This window comes from Pseudomonas agarici, from assembly GCF_900109755.1.
Classification (GTDB): domain Bacteria; phylum Pseudomonadota; class Gammaproteobacteria; order Pseudomonadales; family Pseudomonadaceae; genus Aquipseudomonas; species Aquipseudomonas agarici.
Genome location: NZ_FOAR01000010.1, coordinates 26175 through 43026 on the forward strand (window position 1 = coordinate 26175; position 16852 = coordinate 43026).

14 protein-coding genes are annotated in these 16852 nt (G+C 62.2%); 2 read left to right on the plus strand and 12 right to left on the minus strand.

Translation table 11 applies throughout. The annotated features are described in order from the left end of the window. Nucleotides 1–137: 137 nt before the first annotated feature. Nucleotides 138–1436 (minus strand): ATP-binding protein, encoded by a 1299-nt coding sequence (locus tag BMX68_RS11305; RefSeq protein WP_017131249.1) that lies wholly within the window; start codon nucleotides 1434–1436, stop codon nucleotides 138–140. Between the two features lie 4 nt (nucleotides 1437–1440). Then, complete coding sequence (locus BMX68_RS11310; RefSeq protein WP_017131248.1) at nucleotides 1441–2142, minus strand: response regulator transcription factor; 702 nt, start codon at nucleotides 2140–2142, stop codon at nucleotides 1441–1443. Nucleotides 2143–2299: 157 nt separating this feature from the next. Between BMX68_RS11310 and BMX68_RS11315 the strand changes: the two genes are divergently transcribed. Next, nucleotides 2300–3457, plus strand: a complete 1158-nt coding sequence (locus tag BMX68_RS11315; protein WP_017131247.1) for an efflux RND transporter periplasmic adaptor subunit — start codon at nucleotides 2300–2302, stop codon at nucleotides 3455–3457. A gap of 2 nt (nucleotides 3458–3459) precedes the next feature. After that, nucleotides 3460–6549 (plus strand): multidrug efflux RND transporter permease subunit, encoded by a 3090-nt coding sequence (locus tag BMX68_RS11320; RefSeq protein WP_017131246.1) that lies wholly within the window; start codon nucleotides 3460–3462, stop codon nucleotides 6547–6549. A 107-nt stretch (nucleotides 6550–6656) separates the two neighbouring features. On the opposite strand, the gene BMX68_RS11325 is transcribed toward BMX68_RS11320, so the two are convergent. The 10 genes from BMX68_RS11325 to BMX68_RS11370 form a co-directional block, all read right to left on the minus strand. Further along, nucleotides 6657–7292: an FMN-dependent NADH-azoreductase gene (locus BMX68_RS11325; RefSeq protein ID WP_017131245.1), complete on the minus strand. Its 636-nt coding sequence runs from the start codon at nucleotides 7290–7292 to the stop codon at nucleotides 6657–6659. Between the two features lie 39 nt (nucleotides 7293–7331). Further along, nucleotides 7332–7772: a carboxymuconolactone decarboxylase family protein gene (locus tag BMX68_RS11330; RefSeq protein ID WP_017131244.1), complete on the minus strand. Its 441-nt coding sequence runs from the start codon at nucleotides 7770–7772 to the stop codon at nucleotides 7332–7334. Nucleotides 7773–8075: 303 nt separating this feature from the next. Beyond that, entirely contained in the window at nucleotides 8076–9359 is a 1284-nt protein-coding gene (gene dctM / locus BMX68_RS11335; protein ID WP_017131243.1) for a C4-dicarboxylate TRAP transporter large permease protein DctM, read from the minus strand. Beyond that, nucleotides 9359–9997 carry a TRAP transporter small permease gene (locus BMX68_RS11340; RefSeq protein ID WP_017131242.1) on the minus strand — a complete coding sequence of 213 codons (639 nt, stop codon included), beginning with the start codon at nucleotides 9995–9997 and terminating at the stop codon, nucleotides 9359–9361. The genes dctM and BMX68_RS11340 overlap by 1 nt, the downstream gene beginning before the upstream one ends. 111 nt (nucleotides 9998–10108) lie before the next feature. Next, a complete protein-coding gene (locus BMX68_RS11345; protein WP_017131241.1) occupies nucleotides 10109–11095 on the minus strand; it encodes a TRAP transporter substrate-binding protein in 987 nt (328 codons plus the stop codon). Between the two features lie 190 nt (nucleotides 11096–11285). Then, nucleotides 11286–12098, minus strand: a complete 813-nt coding sequence (locus tag BMX68_RS11350; protein ID WP_017131240.1) for an HpcH/HpaI aldolase/citrate lyase family protein — start codon at nucleotides 12096–12098, stop codon at nucleotides 11286–11288. Between the two features lie 69 nt (nucleotides 12099–12167). Next, a complete protein-coding gene (locus BMX68_RS11355; protein WP_017131239.1) occupies nucleotides 12168–13382 on the minus strand; it encodes a CaiB/BaiF CoA transferase family protein in 1215 nt (404 codons plus the stop codon). Then, nucleotides 13382–14731: an MmgE/PrpD family protein gene (locus BMX68_RS11360; RefSeq protein ID WP_017131238.1), complete on the minus strand. Its 1350-nt coding sequence runs from the start codon at nucleotides 14729–14731 to the stop codon at nucleotides 13382–13384. The genes BMX68_RS11355 and BMX68_RS11360 overlap by 1 nt, the downstream gene beginning before the upstream one ends. Nucleotides 14732–14741: 10 nt before the next feature. Then, complete coding sequence (locus BMX68_RS11365; RefSeq protein ID WP_017131237.1) at nucleotides 14742–15905, minus strand: acyl-CoA dehydrogenase family protein; 1164 nt, start codon at nucleotides 15903–15905, stop codon at nucleotides 14742–14744. Between the two features lie 21 nt (nucleotides 15906–15926). Then, on the minus strand, nucleotides 15927–16754 hold the full coding sequence (locus tag BMX68_RS11370) for an HTD2 family dehydratase (protein WP_017131236.1): 828 nt from the start codon (nucleotides 16752–16754) through the stop codon (nucleotides 15927–15929). Nucleotides 16755–16852 lie beyond the last annotated feature (98 nt).

Here is a 16852-nt window from a genome sequence, read left to right on the forward strand (position 1 = left end):
CATAGCCCGGCTATGACTCGTCACAGCGCCTTAGCCATGAACTTATGGCATCCGAACTTGAGCTAACGAACTCACCGTACAGGCCACTAGCGGCTTGTGGCGCCGCAATTGATTAACAGAACTGGCCACACAGGTGACTAGAGCACCGGCAACCAGAGCCGCAAACGCGCCCCGCCCAGCGGCGACTGTTCGACCGTCAGGGTCCCGCCCTGGGCCTCGGCCGCCCGCCGACTGATCGCCAGACCCAGGCCAAAGCCTCCCGTGGACCGGTCGCGGCTGCGGTCCAGGCGGTAGAACGGCTCGAAGACCCGCTCGCGCTCCTGTTCGGGAATGCCAATGCCATCGTCATCGACCCACAGTTCACAACCTTCGGTGTTGGTGCAGATGCCGACCTGGATCCTGCGCTCACAATAACGGGTGGCATTGCGCAACAGGTTCTGTACGGCCCGCGCGGTCAGCCGTGGGTCGAGGGAAAACCGCTCCAGGGAGCCGTGCATCAGCACATCGATAACGATATCCGGAGCCTCCAACTCTTCGTCGAAACTGCCGAGGATACTGTCGACAAACTCATCGAGCGACACCATTACCCGCTCCGACACTCGCCCCGAGCTCTGCAGGCGACTGTAGGACAGCAACTCCAGCACCAACTCATCCAGCTCGCGGATATGCCCCACTAATCCTTGCAGACGCTCGCGCGAAGGCTGCGGTAAGTCATCCGAGAGGGCCAGGGCCATGCCGAAATCCAAGCGGGTCAAGGGTGTGCGCAGTTCATGGGACACAGCATTGAGCAGGTCGCGTTGCTGGTTGAGCAGGCATTCGATATCACCGGCCATGGTGTCGAAGACTGCCGCCAACTCGCCGATATTGGAGCGCGGCGAGATATGCGTGCGTTCGCTCAACCGACCCTGGCCGATGCGTCGGGCGGTCTGCTTGAGGCGCTCCAGGTCGCGCCAGTGCGGCCGTAGCCAAAACAGCAGGCAAGCCAGCAGCGCCGCGCCGATCAGTACATTCATACTCCAATACAACAGGTTGACGTCCAGCGGATCGGGCGGCACCACGCGCTCCACCGCCAGTTGCCCGTCCAGCGGCGAGGCCACCAGCTTGGCCGCGCCCCAGTCGCCCAAGCGGATCACATTCTCGCCACGGCGCAGGCGTTCCTGTTCAGGCTCGCTGAAACTGATGTCGTCAATACGGGCCAGCGCCACCCGCAACGGAGCGAAGCTCTTGTCCAGTTCGATCGCCAGCGCCGGCCATTGCTCGTTGGGCACCGCCTGAAACTGCCTGACCAACAGCTCCTGCATACCTCGGGACTGGTCAATGTTGTAGCCCATGAAACGGTCGCGAAAGAGCCCGATCACCAGGTCGGGCACCAGGTAGATCGCCGCGCTGTAGGTCACCATGGTCACCAGGTAGAGACGGATCAGAATCTTCAGCATCGATTCAGCATTCCCACTCGGAACGGCTGAACAGGTACCCCTTGCCCCACACGGTCTTGATCTTGCGGGCTTCGCCGGCATGGTCGTCGAACTTGCGCCGCAGCTTGGAAATCGCCACGTCCACCGAACGATCGGTGCCGTTGAACTCGATGCCGCGCAGACGTTGCAGGATCTGGTCGCGGCTGAGAACCTCACCGGCATGTCGGGCCAGCACCACCAGCAGGTTGTATTCGCCGCAAGACAGCTCCACGGGCTGCTCACGCCAGCTCACGGTGCGCTCGGACAGGTCGATGCACAGGCTACCCATCAGGATCTGGTCGCTAGCCACCTGCGGCTCGCTGAGGCTGCTACGGCGCAACAGCGTGCGAACCCGAGCCAGCAGCACCCGCGGCTCGCAGGGCTTGCTCACATAGTCATCGGCGCCCATTTCCAGGCCTAGCACTTGGTCATGGCTGTCGTCGCGGGCGGTGAGCATCAGGATCGGCAGCGTCGCCGAATCGGCCCGCAACAGCCGACAGACCTGCAGGCCATCGAGACCGGGCAGCATCAGATCGAGGATCACCAGGTCCGGCGGATTCTGCCGGGCCTGCTCGCGTACCTGGTCGCCACGGGCCAGCACATTGACCTGATAGCCGTTGCGCTCCAGATAACTGGCAATCAGTTCGCAAAGCGCGGCGTCGTCTTCGACCAGGAGAATCGTCGGCATAAATTAACCACAAGTAGGTGAACAACCGTAAAGGATATACGCCCTTTCGTGTGCGCGAGCACCAGCTTCACACTTTTTCACCAACCACCTACACAGCTTCACAGCACCTGTTGACAGCCACCCTTAGCATGCCTGGGGTCATTACTGGAACTTGATTATGTTGAAGAAGCTGTTGGCCCTGCCTTGCCTGTCGGCCCTGGCTCTGCTGTTGAGCGCCTGCGATCGGTCCGTGGGCGAGCCCGAAGCCCCGCCCGCGCCCAAGGTGCGGGTCGAGACCATTCACAGCCAACCGCTGTCGATCAGCAGCGAACTGAGCGGGCGCATTGCCGCGCCGCGCATCGCCCAAGTCCGTGCGCGGGTTGCCGGTGTGGTGCTCAAGCGTATGTTTGCCGAAGGCAGTGACGTCAAACAGGGCGATGTGCTGTTCCTGATCGACCCGGCACCGTTCAAGGCCGACCTCGACAGCGCCATGGCCAGCCTGCAGAAAGCCCAGGCTAATGCGTTCCAGGCGAAATTACAGCACCAGCGCTACCGCGAACTGGTGGACAGCAACGCCATCAGCCGCCAGGACTACGACAACGCCCAGGCCGCCGCGCGCCAGAGCGCCGCCGATGTCGCCGCCGGTCAGGCTGCGGTGCAGCGAGCGAAACTGAACCTGGACCATGCCACCGTCACCGCACCGATCTCCGGGCGTATCGGTCGGGCGCTGGTCACCGAAGGCGCGCTGGTCGGCCACAACGAAAGCACCGCACTGGCGTTGATCCAGCAGTTGAACCCGATCCATGCCGATCTGGCCCAGTCCACCCGAGAGCTGAACGATCTGCGTCGGGCCTTTCGCGCCGGTCAGTTGCAACAGGTCGGGCAGAACCAGGCCAAGGCGACGTTAATCCAGGACGACGGCAGCGCCTATCCGTTGCCCGGCAAGCTGCTGTTCACCGATATCAGCGTCGACCCAAGCACCGGGCAGATTATTCTGCGCAGCGAGTTCCCGAACCCGGATCTCGACCTGCTGCCGGGCAGCTTCGTGCGAGTCAAGGTCGAACAGGCGTTCAACCGCGAAGGCATCAGCGTGCCACAACGGGCGATCCTACGCGACAGCGCCGGGGTGCCTCTGGTGCTGCTGGTGGACGCCGACCAGCGCGTGAGTCAGCAGCCGGTCAGCCTCGGCGCGGCGCAGAACGACCGCTGGATCGTCAACGATGGCCTCAAGCCTGGCGACCGCATCATCATCGAAGGCCTGCAGCACGCCCGCCCCAACGAACGGGTGCAGGTCGATGACGGCCCTATTTCCCTGGCCCGGTCCGAAGGACAGTGAGCATGCCGCATTTCTTTATCGACCGCCCGATCTTCGCCTGGGTGGTCGCGTTGTTTATCCTGCTGGCCGGCGCGCTCGCCATCCCCAAGTTGCCGGTGGCGCAGTACCCTAACGTCGCGCCGCCCAAGGTGGAAATCTACGCGGTGTACCCCGGTGCCTCGGCGCAGACCCTCGACGAAAGCGTGGTCAGCCTGATCGAACAGGAACTCAACGGCGCCGATCATTTGCTCTACTTCGAATCCCAGAGCAGCCTGGGCAGTGCCACCATCACCGCGACCTTCCAGCCCGGGACTAGCCCAGAGATGGCCCAGGTGGATGTGCAGAACCGCCTCAAGGCGGTCGAGCCGCGCCTGCCCGCCGCCGTCACCCAGCAAGGCTTGCAGGTGGAGAAGGCTTCTTCCGGCTTCCTATTGCTGGCTACCCTCACCTCCCATGACGGCCAATACGACGATACCGCGCTCAGCGACTACCTGGCACGCAACGTGATGAACGAGATCAGGCGTCTGGACGGCGTCGGCAAAGCCCAACTCTACGGAGCCGAACGCGCCCTGCGAATCTGGATCGACCCGCAAAAGCTGGTGGGCTTCAACCTCACCGCCGCCGACATCAGCGCCGCCGTGGCAGCGCAGAACATCCAGGTTCCGGCCGGCAGCATCGGCGACCTGCCGGGGCCGTCGACCCAGGAAATCACGGCGGCGGTGCTGGTCAAGGGCCAGCTATCGCTCCCCCAGGAATTCGCCGATATTGTCCTGCGGGCCAACCCGGACGGGTCCAGCGTGCGCGTCGGCGATGTCGCCCGGGTCGAAGTGGGCAGCCAGGAATACCAATATTCGACACGCCTCAACGGTAAGCCCTCGACCGCCTTCAGCGTGCAACTGGCGCCCGGCGCCAACGCCCTGAAGACCGCGACGCTGGTGCGGGAGAAAATGGACGAACTGTCGCGCTACTTTCCGGCGAACGTGGAATACAAGATTCCCTACGACACCTCGCCGTTCATCAAGGTCTCGATCACCAAGGTGCTCTACACCCTCGGCGAAGCCATGCTGTTGGTGTTCGCCGTGATGTTCCTGTTCCTGCAGAATATCCGCTATACGCTGATCCCGACGCTGGTGGTGCCGGTGGCGCTGATGGGGACCTTTGCCACCATGCTGGCCCTGGGTTTCTCGATCAACGTGCTGACCATGTTCGGCATGGTGCTGGCCATCGGTATTCTGGTGGACGACGCCATCGTGGTGGTGGAGAACGTTGAGCGGATCATGGTCAATGAAGGCCTGGCGCCGAAAGCGGCGACTCGCAAGGCCATGGGCCAGATCAGCGGAGCAATCGTCGGCATCACCCTGGTGCTGGTGGCGGTGTTCATTCCCATGGCCTTTATGCAGGGCTCGGTCGGAGTGATCTACCAGCAGTTCTCGTTGTCCATGGCCACCTCGATCCTGTTCTCGGCGTTCCTTGCCCTGACCCTGACGCCGGCGCTCTGCGCGACCCTGCTCAAGCCAATCGCCAGGGACCGGCACGATGCCAAGGGGGGGTTCTTCGGCGGGTTCAATCGACGCTTCGAACAGATGAGCGCAGGCTACGAACGCTGGGTAATCCAAATCCTGAAACGCAGCGGTCGTTACCTGCTGCTCTACGGCTTGCTGCTGGTGGTTCTCGGCCTGCTGTTCAGCCGCCTGCCAGCCTCGTTCCTGCCGGTGGAAGACCAGGGCTACACCATCACTGATATCCAACTGCCGCCGGGTGCGAGCAAGAACCGCACGGTCAAGGTCGTGGAGCAAATCGAGGCCAATAACGCCACGGAGTCCGGTGTCGGAGACACCACCATGATCCTCGGTTTCAGCTTTTCCGGCAGCGGCCAGAACGCTGCGCTGGCCTTTACCACCCTCAAGGACTGGTCACAGCGCGGTGCCAGGGACACGGCGGCAGCCATCGCCGAACGGGCGAATATCGCCTTCGGCGACCTCAAGGATGCGCTGGCCTACGCCATCCTGCCGCCGCCGGTGAATGGCCTGGGCACCTCCAGCGGCTTCGAGCTGCGCCTGCAGGACCGTGGCGGCGTCGGTCATGCAACCTTGATGCTGGCCCGTACAGAGCTGCTGGCGGCGGCGGAAAAGAGCGAGGTACTGGCTAATGTCCGCGAAAGCGCCCTGGCCGAAGCACCGCAGGTGCAATTGGAAGTCGACCGCAAACAAGCCAATGCTTTGGGCGTGTCGTTCGCCGATATCGGCAATATCCTCGCCACCGCTGTCGGTTCGTCCTATGTCAACGACTTCCCGAACCAGGGACGCATGCAGCGGGTGGTCATCCAGGCTGAGGGCGACAAGCGTGCCCAGGTGGAGGACCTGCTGAAGATCCATGTGCGCAACAACAACGGCAAGATGGTACCGCTGTCGGCTTTTGTCGAAGCTCGCTGGATCCAGGGTCCGGCGCAACTGACCCGATACAACGGCTACCCGGCGATTGCTATCTCCGGCGAATCGGCGCCCGGCTACAGCACGGGCCAGGCCATGGAGGAAATGCAACGTCTGGTGACGCGGTTGCCAGCGGGCCTGGGCCTGGAATGGACCGGGCTGTCGTTGCAGGAGCGCTTGTCCGGCTCCCAGGCACCGATCCTGCTGGGCCTGTCGTTGCTGGTGGTATTCCTGTGCCTGGCGGCGTTGTACGAGAGCTGGTCGATTCCGACCTCGGTGCTGCTGGTGGTGCCGCTGGGGGTACTCGGCGCGGTGCTGGCGGTGACCTTGCGCGGAATGCCCAACGATGTGTTCTTCAAGGTGGGGCTGATCACCATCATCGGTCTGTCGGCGAAGAACGCGATCCTGATTATCGAGTTCGCCAAGAGCCTGTACGACGAAGGGCATGACCTGCCGAGCGCCACGGTGAAGGCCGCACGGCTGCGCTTGCGACCGATTATCATGACTTCGCTGGCGTTCATTCTCGGCGTGGTGCCGCTGGCAATCGCCACCGGGGCCAGTTCGGCGAGCCAACAGGCCATCGGTACCGGGGTGATCGGCGGGATGATCAGTGCAACCCTGGCGGTGGTGTTCGTACCCATGTTCTTTGTAGTAGTCATGAAACTGGTCACGCGCAAGGCCTGAAACTCTCAGGCCTTGCGCGTGACCACCAGCATGGGCATAGGCCGTACTTTCAACCCCTCGGTGAAAGCGCAAAGGTCGGTGTCCGGATAGCAAACCCGGCGCGTGGATCAAGCGGCCTTCAGCGCCCACTGCCGAGCAACGACCGCCAGCTCGGCCTTGGCCCGTTCCAGGGCCTCAAGGCGCGCCTCGGCCTCGGCAAACTGCAACGGCTGGGCGTCGACGAACTGCGGGTCCTGCACGCCGATAAAGGCAAACGCCGCCTTCAGCGCCGGGGTCAAGGCATCCATCGACGCTAACGGACTGCCGGGGCGCAGATCGGCGCCCCGGCTGGTCAGGAACAGCACCTTCTGCCGGCTCAACTGGCCGACAATGCCCTGCGGGGTATTCAGATAAGTCAGATCGGTACGGATGATGTTGTCGATAAAGGCCTTGAAGGTCGAAGGCATCGACCAGTTGTACATCGGCATGGCGAACAGGCAGGCATCGGCCTCTATCAATCGTTTGCACAGCGCATCCGAGGCAGCAAGTGTCTGCTTCATGGCCTCTGTGCGCGCCTGCGAGGGGGTATAAGTAGCGACCGCAAACGCCTCGGTGACATGCGCGGGAGTTTCGACGCTCAGGTCCAGGTAATCGATTTCCAGCTCAACGCCGAGTTCGTGCAGTTGCTCGATAAAGTGCCGGGACAACGCTCTGGAGTTGGACCGTTCGCCTTTGGCGCTGGCGTCAACATGCATCAGCTTCATTACGAATAACCTCTTGGTGCACCAGGGAAAATATTGACCTCAAACCGACAACTGTTGGCGGAACGCCACGGCCAGGCGGTTCCAGCAGTTGATCGAGGCAATCGCCACGCTCAGGTCGACCAGTTCGCATTCGCTGAACTGCAGGCGGACATGGGCGTATAATTCGTCACTGATTGGATGATTGGCGAGCAAGGTCAAGGCCTCGCTCCAGGCCAGCGCCGCCCGCTCGCGAGGGCTAAACAGAGGCGAATCACGCCACGCCAGAATACCGTGCAGGCGCCGTTCGGTTTCACCCTGACTGCGGGCCTCCTGGCTGTGCAGGTCGGCGTAGAACGAACAATGGTTGAGTTGCGAGACCCGCAATCTCACCAATTCTAGCAGGGGCTTTTCAACGGACAGACCGAAGCTGACCTCTTCCAACAGCAGCAGCCCCTTAAGAGCCTGGGGTGAAGCAGCATAGAAATCCAGGCGCGGTTCCAAGGTGTGACTCCATCGTGATGGCTCATAACGCTGTTCACATGCTGCCCAGCCTAAGGCTTCGACATTGAATGACGGATAGCCAATCCGAGCTTTTTTGCAGAGGCCAACGCCGCACCCTGATCGGCTGGCGGAACTTGCCGCAAATGAGCTGAACTGCCTGAACTCACCTATAGACTGTCGCTGCTAGGACTGTCTCGCCAGGCAATGCCGCTTGAGTAAAGCGATGAAGTGCTCAAAGGCCGCTACGAACCCATTCGCGGCGGCCTTTCAATGAAGTGTCAGTAGTCTATGCCATCAATCCACTCACGGCATCCCCAGCCAGTGCGGCAAGGCCAGCGAGATAATTGGTACGTAGGTCACCAAAATCAGGAACGCCAGCAGTATCATCAACCACGGCAGCGCCGCACGAATGGTCTGGCCGAGGCTCAGGCCGGTCACCGCCGAGGTCACGAACAGGTTCAGGCCCACCGGCGGATGCACCAGACCGATTTCCATGTTGACCACCATCACGATGCCCAGGTGAATCGGGTCGATACCCAGCTTCATGGCAATCGGGAAGAAGATCGGCGCGAGGATCAGTACGATGGCCGACGGCTCCATGAAGCTGCCTGCCACCAACAGCACGACGTTGACCACCAGCAGAAAACCAATAGGCGTCAGGCCTTCGGAGACCACCCAGTTGGTGATCTGTTGCGGGATTTGTTCGGTGGTCAACACATGGGCAAAGAGGATCGCGTTGGCGATGATGAACATCAGCATAATCGACAGACGACCGGACTCCATCAGCACTTTCGGGCAGTCGCGGATCTTCATGTCCTTGTAGATGAACAGTGCGACGAACGCCGAATACACCGCTGCCACCGCTGCTGCTTCGGTCGGGGTGAACAGACCGCTGTAGATGCCGCCGAGGATGATCACCAGCAACAGCAAGCCCCAGAATGCCCGGCGCGCCGCCGACAGCCACTCGCGTAAAGTCGCTCGCGGTTGCGCCGGGAGCTTCTTGATCCGGGCGACGATATAGATCGCCACCATCAGCATCAGGCCCAGCAACAGCCCTGGAATCACCCCGGCCATAAACAGCTTGCCCACCGAGGTCTCGGTCGCCGCCGAATACACCACCATCACGATCGACGGCGGAATCAGGATACCCAAGGTACCGGCATTGCAGATGATCCCGGCACCGAATTCCTTCGGATAACCGGAGCGCACCATGCCCGCCACGGCAATCGAGCCGACTGCCGCCACGGTGGCCGGCGACGAGCCGGACAAGGCTGCGAACAGCATGCAGGCCAGCACGGCGGCAATCGCCAGGCCACCACGGATATGCCCGACGCAGGCGTTGGCGAAATCGATCAGGCGCCTGGCCACGCCGCCGGTGGTCATGAAGGCACCGGACAGCAGAAAGAACGGGATCGCCAGGAAGGTGTAGCCGTCGGAGGTCTCGAACAACTTGATCGCCAGGGAACTGAGGGAGTCCTGGCTGAAGATCAGGATCGACACCGCCCCGGACAACCCCAGGGAAATCGCAATGGGCACCCCGAGGAACATGAAAGTGAACAACAGCAGGAACAGACAGAGTACGGCCATCAGTGCTGCTCCTTGTGCTCGCCAGCGAGCTTGCTGGCTTCGCCGGCTTCATCGGCCAGACCGAGACCGCTCTGGCGCCGGGTAAAGATGCGATAGAAGATTTCCAGGTAGCGGATCAGTACCAGGGCAAAGCCGATGGGCACGATCACTACGATGTAGCCGACCTTGATGCCGAATTGGTCGAGGTCCTCTGCGCCGATGCTGGCGGTCAGCAAAGCGTTCAACCACTTGTAGCTGGCCACCATGAACAGTCCGGCGTAGGCCAGGCAGCAGGCACAAGCCAGCAGCGCCAGGTAGCGTTGCACCGGGCGCGGAGTCAACTTGACCACGGCATCGACACCCAGATGGCCGGCGGTGCGCACCCCGTAGGAAATGCCGAAGAAGATCAACCAGCCGAACATGGCCTTGGTCAACGCCACGCTCCAGGTCATTTCCTGGGCCACGGTCATGGTGGCGTCGCCGAGGGCGTTGAAGAAGTCGCTGCTCCAGACCCAACGATCGGCCAGGTTGAAGAACAGCGTGTAGACGTTGTTGGCCATCACGTAGACAAAGGTCACCAACGTCATGGCGGCCAGGAGGAAGGCGATCAGGCCCTCCTCGAAATGCTCCCAGATGCGACGCAGCGATTGCGCTTGCATGGACAGGACTCCGCGAGAGAAAAAAGAGAGAGACTCTTCTCGACCTGATCGTTCGCCACGCTCGGCATGGCAACGATCAGTCACAGGTGTGGTTCACAAACCCGCTGTCGGTCAAGGCTGGTTGGACTTGTCCGCCGCATTGATCAGGTCGGCACCGATTTCGCTCTCGAACTTCTTCCACACTGGCTTCATTGCCTCGCGCCATTGCGTGCGCTCTTGTGGGGTCAGCTCGATGATCTCGCTGGTCTTGGCGTCGATGATTTTCTGCTTCGCGGTCTGGTTCAGTGCTTCGGCCTGCTTGTTCACCTCAATACTGACTTCGGCCATGGTCTTTTCCAGCTCACTGCGGATGTCAGCTGGCAGGCCGCTCCAGAACTTGCTGTTGGTGATCACCATGTAGTCGATCAGGCCATGGTTGGACGCGGTGAAGTACTTCTGCACCTCATGGACCTTCTGGCTTTCATAGTTCGACCAAGTGTTCTCGGTGCCGTTGACAGTGCCGGTCTGCAGGCCCTGATAAACCTCGGCGAAACTCATCTTGCGCGGGTTGGCACGGATCGCCTTGAACTGCTCTTCAAGCACACTGGAGGCCTGGACGCGGAACTTCAGGCCACGGGCATCGCCCGGCACCCGCAGTGCCTTGTTCGCCGACAGTTGCTTGAGGCCGTTGTGCCAATAGGCCAGGCCGAGAATCCCCTTATCCGTCATCGAAGCCAGCAACGCCTTGCCCTGGGCGGCTTGGAAACGGTCGACGGCGGCCAGGTCGTTGAACAGGAACGGCAGGTCATAAATCTGTACCTGCTTGGTGTACTGCTCGAACTTGGCCAGAGACGGTGCCAGCATCTGCACGTCGCCCAGCAGTAACGCCTCCATCTCCTTACCGTCGCCGAACAGCGAGGAGTTTGGGTAGACCTCGACCTTGACCCGACCAGGCAGGCGCTCTTCGACGAGCTTCTTGAATAGCAGCGCGCCCTGCCCCTTGGGCGTATTTTCCGCAACCACATGGGCGAACTTGATAACGATGGGATCGGCCGCCTGTGCGAGGCCAGCGACAACCAGGGTAGCGGCGCAGAACAGCGCCCGTGTCAGCTTGAGCATGAAAATCACCTTCTTATTGTTGTGTTGTCAGGCAGGTTGCCTAAAGCGGTGCATGTAGTGAATTTCGAATTTTGAGTACCTGCGTTCGGCTCAGGCGAACACAAGCCAATGTGCCACCTCAACCACCACACGCACTGATCCTAGCGCATCGCAAAGCTCAATAGCTGCCCTGCATAGCGCTTTATCGAGTCTAGCCCAATGCCAGCAGGCGCCGCGCCCGCAGCAGCACCGGAGCATCGACCATTTGCCCATCGACCTGATAGGCCCCGGCGCCGTGAGTGTCGGCAGCCACCACGCGCCGGGCCCATGCCAGGTCCTCGGCGCTAGGAACCAGTGCGGCGTGGATCACCGAGACTTGTCGGGGATGAATGCACAGCGCCCCGGCAAACCCCATGTCATAGGCATGGCGAATGGACCGGTGCAACCCTTCGGGGTCGTCGATAGCCGGATGCACACCATCCAGCGGCGCCACCAGGCCGGCGCTTCGAGAGTGGATGATCAACGCCAGGCGCGCCTGGTCAAGGGCCCATTGCGCGGCAGCCGAGCCATTGCTCAGGTTGAGGTCCAGGGCCAGGTCTAGGCCACCGAAGGACAAGCGCTCGACACCGGGCGCCACCGCGATCTGCGCCAGGGCCAGCAGCCCGCGGGCACTTTCGATGATCGGCCAGACGCGCTTGCCGGTGTTAGCCACCGCCTGGATCTGTGAGGTATTCTCAACCTTGGGCAACAACACGCCGACAACGCCGGGATGGTCCCTGCAGAATGCCAGGTCGGCGCTGTGTTCGGCATGATTCGGGGCATTGACCCGCACCAGGACCTGGGCCTGGGGATTGGCGGCGAAGAACTGCCCGAGATTGTCGCGGGCGATGCGCTTGAGCGGCTCCTCGACGGCATCTTCGAAGTCGACAATCACCGCATCGGCGCCGCTGGCCAGGGCCTTGGCGAAACGCTCGGGACGGCTGCCGGGCACGAAGAGCGCGGAACGGACAATAGGTGAAGACATGCTGTGTTCCTTGTTTTAATTCATATCAACCGGCTGGTAATGAAGCGCGGGCCACAAGGTATGCACGCCTCAGATCACGCCGTCCGCGCGCAACCGCGCCACCGCCTGCGCCGAGAAGCCTAACTCGCCCAGGATCACCTCGGTGTGCTGCCCCAGCCCCGGCACCGCATCCATCCGTGATTGGAACGCCGCATTGCGCGCCGGCGGCAACAGCGACGGCAGTTTCCCCGAGGGACTGTCGATCTCACGCCAGCCATCACGGGCCTTCAGTTGCGGGTGGTCCCAGACGCCCTGCATGTCGTTGACCCGGGCGTTGGCGATCTGCGCCTCTTCCAGCCGCGCAATCAGTTGCTCGACGCTAAGCCGGGCAAAGCTGTCGACTATGATCTGGCGTAGCGCTTCGCGATTGGCCGAACGCTTGAAGTTGGCCGAGAACCGCTCATCCAGCGTCAACTCGGGCATCAGCAGCACCTTGTCGCAAAACGCCGCCCACTCGCGCTCGTTTTGCAGGCCCAGCATCACGGTGCCGCCATCGCCCGTGGGGAACGGACCATAAGGGTAGATCGTCGAATGCGCCGCGCCGGCACGGGGTGGTGGTGGGGCGCCATCGAAGGCGTAGTACATCGGGTAGCCCATCCACTCCACCAGGCTTTCCAGCATGCTCACCTCGACTCGGCTACCCTCCCCGGTCTTGCCCCTCAGTAGCAGCGCCGAGAGGATGCCGCTGTAGGCGTACATGCCGGCGGCGATATCGGCGATGGAACAGCCGGCCTTGGCCAACTGGTCGTCTCCCACGCCACCGGTCACCGACAGAAAACCGCCCTCGCTCTGGATCAGCAGGTCGTAGGCTTTTTTCTTTTCATAGGGGCCACCTTCGCCATAACCGGAGATATCACAGACGATCAACCGCGGAAAACGCTCGTGCAACGCCGCGAAGGACAAGCCCATGCGCGCGGCGGCTCCCGGCGCCAGGTTCTGGACCAGCACATCGGCCTGATCCAGCAGTTCTTCGAGGATATCCCCGGCCTGGTCCTGCTTGAGGTCCAGGGTCAGGCTTTGTTTCGAGCGGTTGGTCCAGACGAAGTGCGAGGCCAGACCGTGCACGCGCTGATCGTAGCCACGGGCGAAGTCGCCGCTGCCGGGGCGTTCGATCTTCACCACTCGCGCACCGAGATCCGCCAGTTGTCGGGTACAGAACGGCGCGGCGATGGCGTGCTCCAGGCTGATCACCGTGATGCCGTCCAGCGGACGTGGGGCCGAGGTGTTGCCTGCTGGCGTGTTCATCAGCACAGCTCCTGCAAATCAGTGGTGTTACGCAGGTCCCAGACCTGACGGATCAACGCTTCACCCTGCTCGGGCGCACGAGCGCCGGAGAACCGCAACAGGCGGCGGAACTTGTCTTCCAGTTCGGCGCGCGAGAGGCTGTTGCCCGGATCGCCCTTCGGTTCGTCGATTGCCCCGTGCAGGGTCCGCCCGTCGACCGTGGTGACCGTCACCCGACCCAGCCAGCGTTGGGGATAGGCACCGTCGACCTCGGGGTCGAGAGTCATGCTGACCTTGTCGCGAAAGGCCGAGACGGCTGGGTCGGTCAGGGACAACTGATGAAATTCCGGCAACCCGGCGTTACCATGCACAGCAATCAGGCCCAGGACGGTGCCCATGGAGAACTTGGCCTGATGCACGGTCTGCGGCACCTTGACTCGCCCCAATACGTCGATGGCGCCCTGATGCACACAGGTTTCCACGTGCCGGATCTGCTCATGAGCCAAACCTTCCTGGCGCATCAGTTGCAGTAGCGCATCGGCGGCCGGATGGGTATGGCGGCAGGAGGCATGGAACTTGAACGAGGTTTCCACCAGCGCCCAGCGACTGCCTAGGCGGTCGGACAGCTTCGTCGGATCGGCATCGCTGGACATTCCGGCAGCCAGTCCCTGGTCGCCTTCGAGGATATTGCGCGCACCGGTCAAACCATCCGCTGTCAGGTACGCCGCCAACAGGCCATCGGCGGCAGCCTTGGCGGTGTGCAGTTGCTTGGAGTCGGCGGCATCGCGCAAGAACTCCCAGAGCCCGGCGGCCTGGGTGCCGGCGCTGCCGAGCAGGTTGAGGAACTGTTCCTGATTGAAGTTCATCAGCTTGCCCACGGCCACAGCGGCTGCCAGGGTGCCGACGGTAGCCGTGGTGTGAAAGATCCGATAGTGGGAGCGGCCAAGGAACTCGCCGATGCGAATCCCCGCCTCGTAGCCGGCAACCGACGCCAGCAGCAGCTCGCGGCCTGACTTGCCAAGATCCTGGGCCGCGGCCAGGGCTGCCGGGAAGACCACGGTGGCTGGGTGCAGCACGGAGCTGTTGTGCAGGTCGTCCTGCTCCACCAGATGGGACGAGGCGGCATTGACCAGAGCGGCGAAGTACGCCGAACTGCTCTGGCCATTGACCAGGATCCGCGCCGGACCAGAGACCGGCCCCATCTTGCGGGCATAAGCCTCAAACAGCGGAATCGGATGAGCGTGCTGGCTGGCCAGGGCCGAGGCCAGCCAGTCGAGGAACAGGTCTTCGGTGCGCTCGAACACGGCCTGAGGCACCTGCTCGTAACGCAGCTCGGCGAGGAAGGCGGCCAAGTCTTGGGTATGGCTCATGGGGTACTCCTCAGAAGCTGCGTGGCAGTTCGAGCAAGTGCTCGGCCACATAGGACAGAATCAGGTTGGTAGAGATCGGCGCGACCTGATACAGGCGGGTCTCGCGAAACTTGCGCTCAACGTCGTACTCGCAGGCGAAACCGAAACCGCCATGGGTCTGCAAGCAGGCATTGGCCGCCTCCCAGGAGGCCTTGGCCGCCAGGTACTTGGCCATGTTGGCACTGGCCCCGGCGTTCTGGCCCGAGTCGTATTCCTCGCAGGCGCGCCAGCGCATCAGGTCGGCAGCTTCGATCTCGATATGTGCCTCGGCAATCGGGAACTGCACACCCTGGTTCTGGCCGATGGGCCGGCCAAACACCACACGGTCACGGGCATAGGCGCTGGCCTTTTCGACAAACCAGCGACCGTCGCCGATGCATTCGGCGGCAATCAGCGTGCGCTCGGCGTTGAGGCCGTCGAGGATGTACTTGAAACCCTTGCCCTCTTCGCCGATCAGGCTGTCGGCCGGCAGTTCGAGGTTGTCGAAGAACAGCTCGTTGGTTTCGTGGTTGACCATATTGGCGATCGGCTGCACGGTCATGCCGTTGCCGATGGCCTCGCGCAGATCGACGAGGAAGATCGACATGCCTTCGGATTTTTTCTTGACCTCGGCCAGGGGCGTGGTGCGGGCCAGCAGGATCATCAGGTCGGAGTGCTGGATCCGCGAGATCCATACCTTCTGCCCATTGATCACATACTTGTCACCGTGCCTGATGGCGGTGGTCTTGATTTTGGTGGTGTCGGTGCCCGTGGTCGGCTCGGTCACGCCCATCGATTGCAGGCGCAGTTCGCCGCTGGCCAGCTTCGGCAGGTAGAAGCTTTTCTGCGCATCGCTGCCGTGGCGCAACAGGGTGAACATGTTGTACATCTGGCCGTGCACGGTGCCGGAGTTGCCACCGCAGTGGTTGACTTCTTCGAGGATCACCGAGGCCTCGGCCAGACCGAGACCGGAGCCGCCGTATTCGCTCGGGATCATCGCCGCCAGCCAGCCGGCATCGGTCAGAGCCTTGACGAAGGCTTCGGGGAAGCCCTTTTCCTCGTCGACCTTGCGCCAGTAGGCAGCATCGAATTCGGCGCACAGGGCGCGCACGCCTTCGCGGATGGCATTAAGTTCTTCGTTGTGATTCGGATTCATCGATGAATGGCCTTTTTCTTGTTAGTCGAAGTGCACTTCGGCGTGCTGGGCGATACCGCCCGCATTGCCTGCCCAGAGTTCGGCGATGCCGGGGCTGACGATCCGCCCGCCGACTTCAAAGGGGTGCGGAGCAATCAGGGGACGCAGGCCGCGATAGGAAAAGCGCCGCAGGGCGGCGCCGGGATGGGCCCGGCAGAAGGCCCGCAGGTTCAGGGTGGCAATCATCGGTCCGTGTACCACCAAACCCGGATAACCTTCGATTTCGGTGACGTAGGGGTAGTCGTAATGGATACGATGGCCATTGAAGGTCACGGCGCTGTAGCGAAACAGCAGGGTTGGCGTCGGCTCGACGACTTCGCGCCAATCGCCCGCGACCAGAGCCTGGCCGCTGTTCTGCTTGGGCGGCGTGGGTTCACGGTAGACGATGTCCTGTTCCTCGCGGATCGCCAGACGGCCATCCTGGGAATACTCATGTTGCACGGTGACGAACAGCAGCGAACCGGTGCGCCCCTGTTTTTCCTCGATCCGGGTGATGGTCGAGACCCGTGTGGCATCGTGACCAGCGCGCAGGCCGTGGAAGAACGTCAGGCGACCGCCCGCCCACATGCGATTGCGCTTGTCTGCCGGCGGCAGGAAACTGCCACGGGCCGGGTGGCCGTCGCCGCCCAATTGGCTCTCGACGAGTGGGTCCTGGAAAAAACACCATTGCCAGAGCGGCGGCAGGGCCTCGCCGTGGGAGGGCACGGTTTCTCCAAAGGTCGCGGCAATGCGCTTGAGCAGGTTGTGACTCAGTTGGTCGTGGGCCTCTTCGGTTCGTCCCAACCAGGCACTCAGATCCGTCACACTCATTGGAAGGTTTCCCCTTGCCGATTGTCGTTGTGTGCCGATGATGCAAGTTGATCGCCGTTCCGAGAATTTACATTTCAATAAGCCGGCGTTCAGTTATG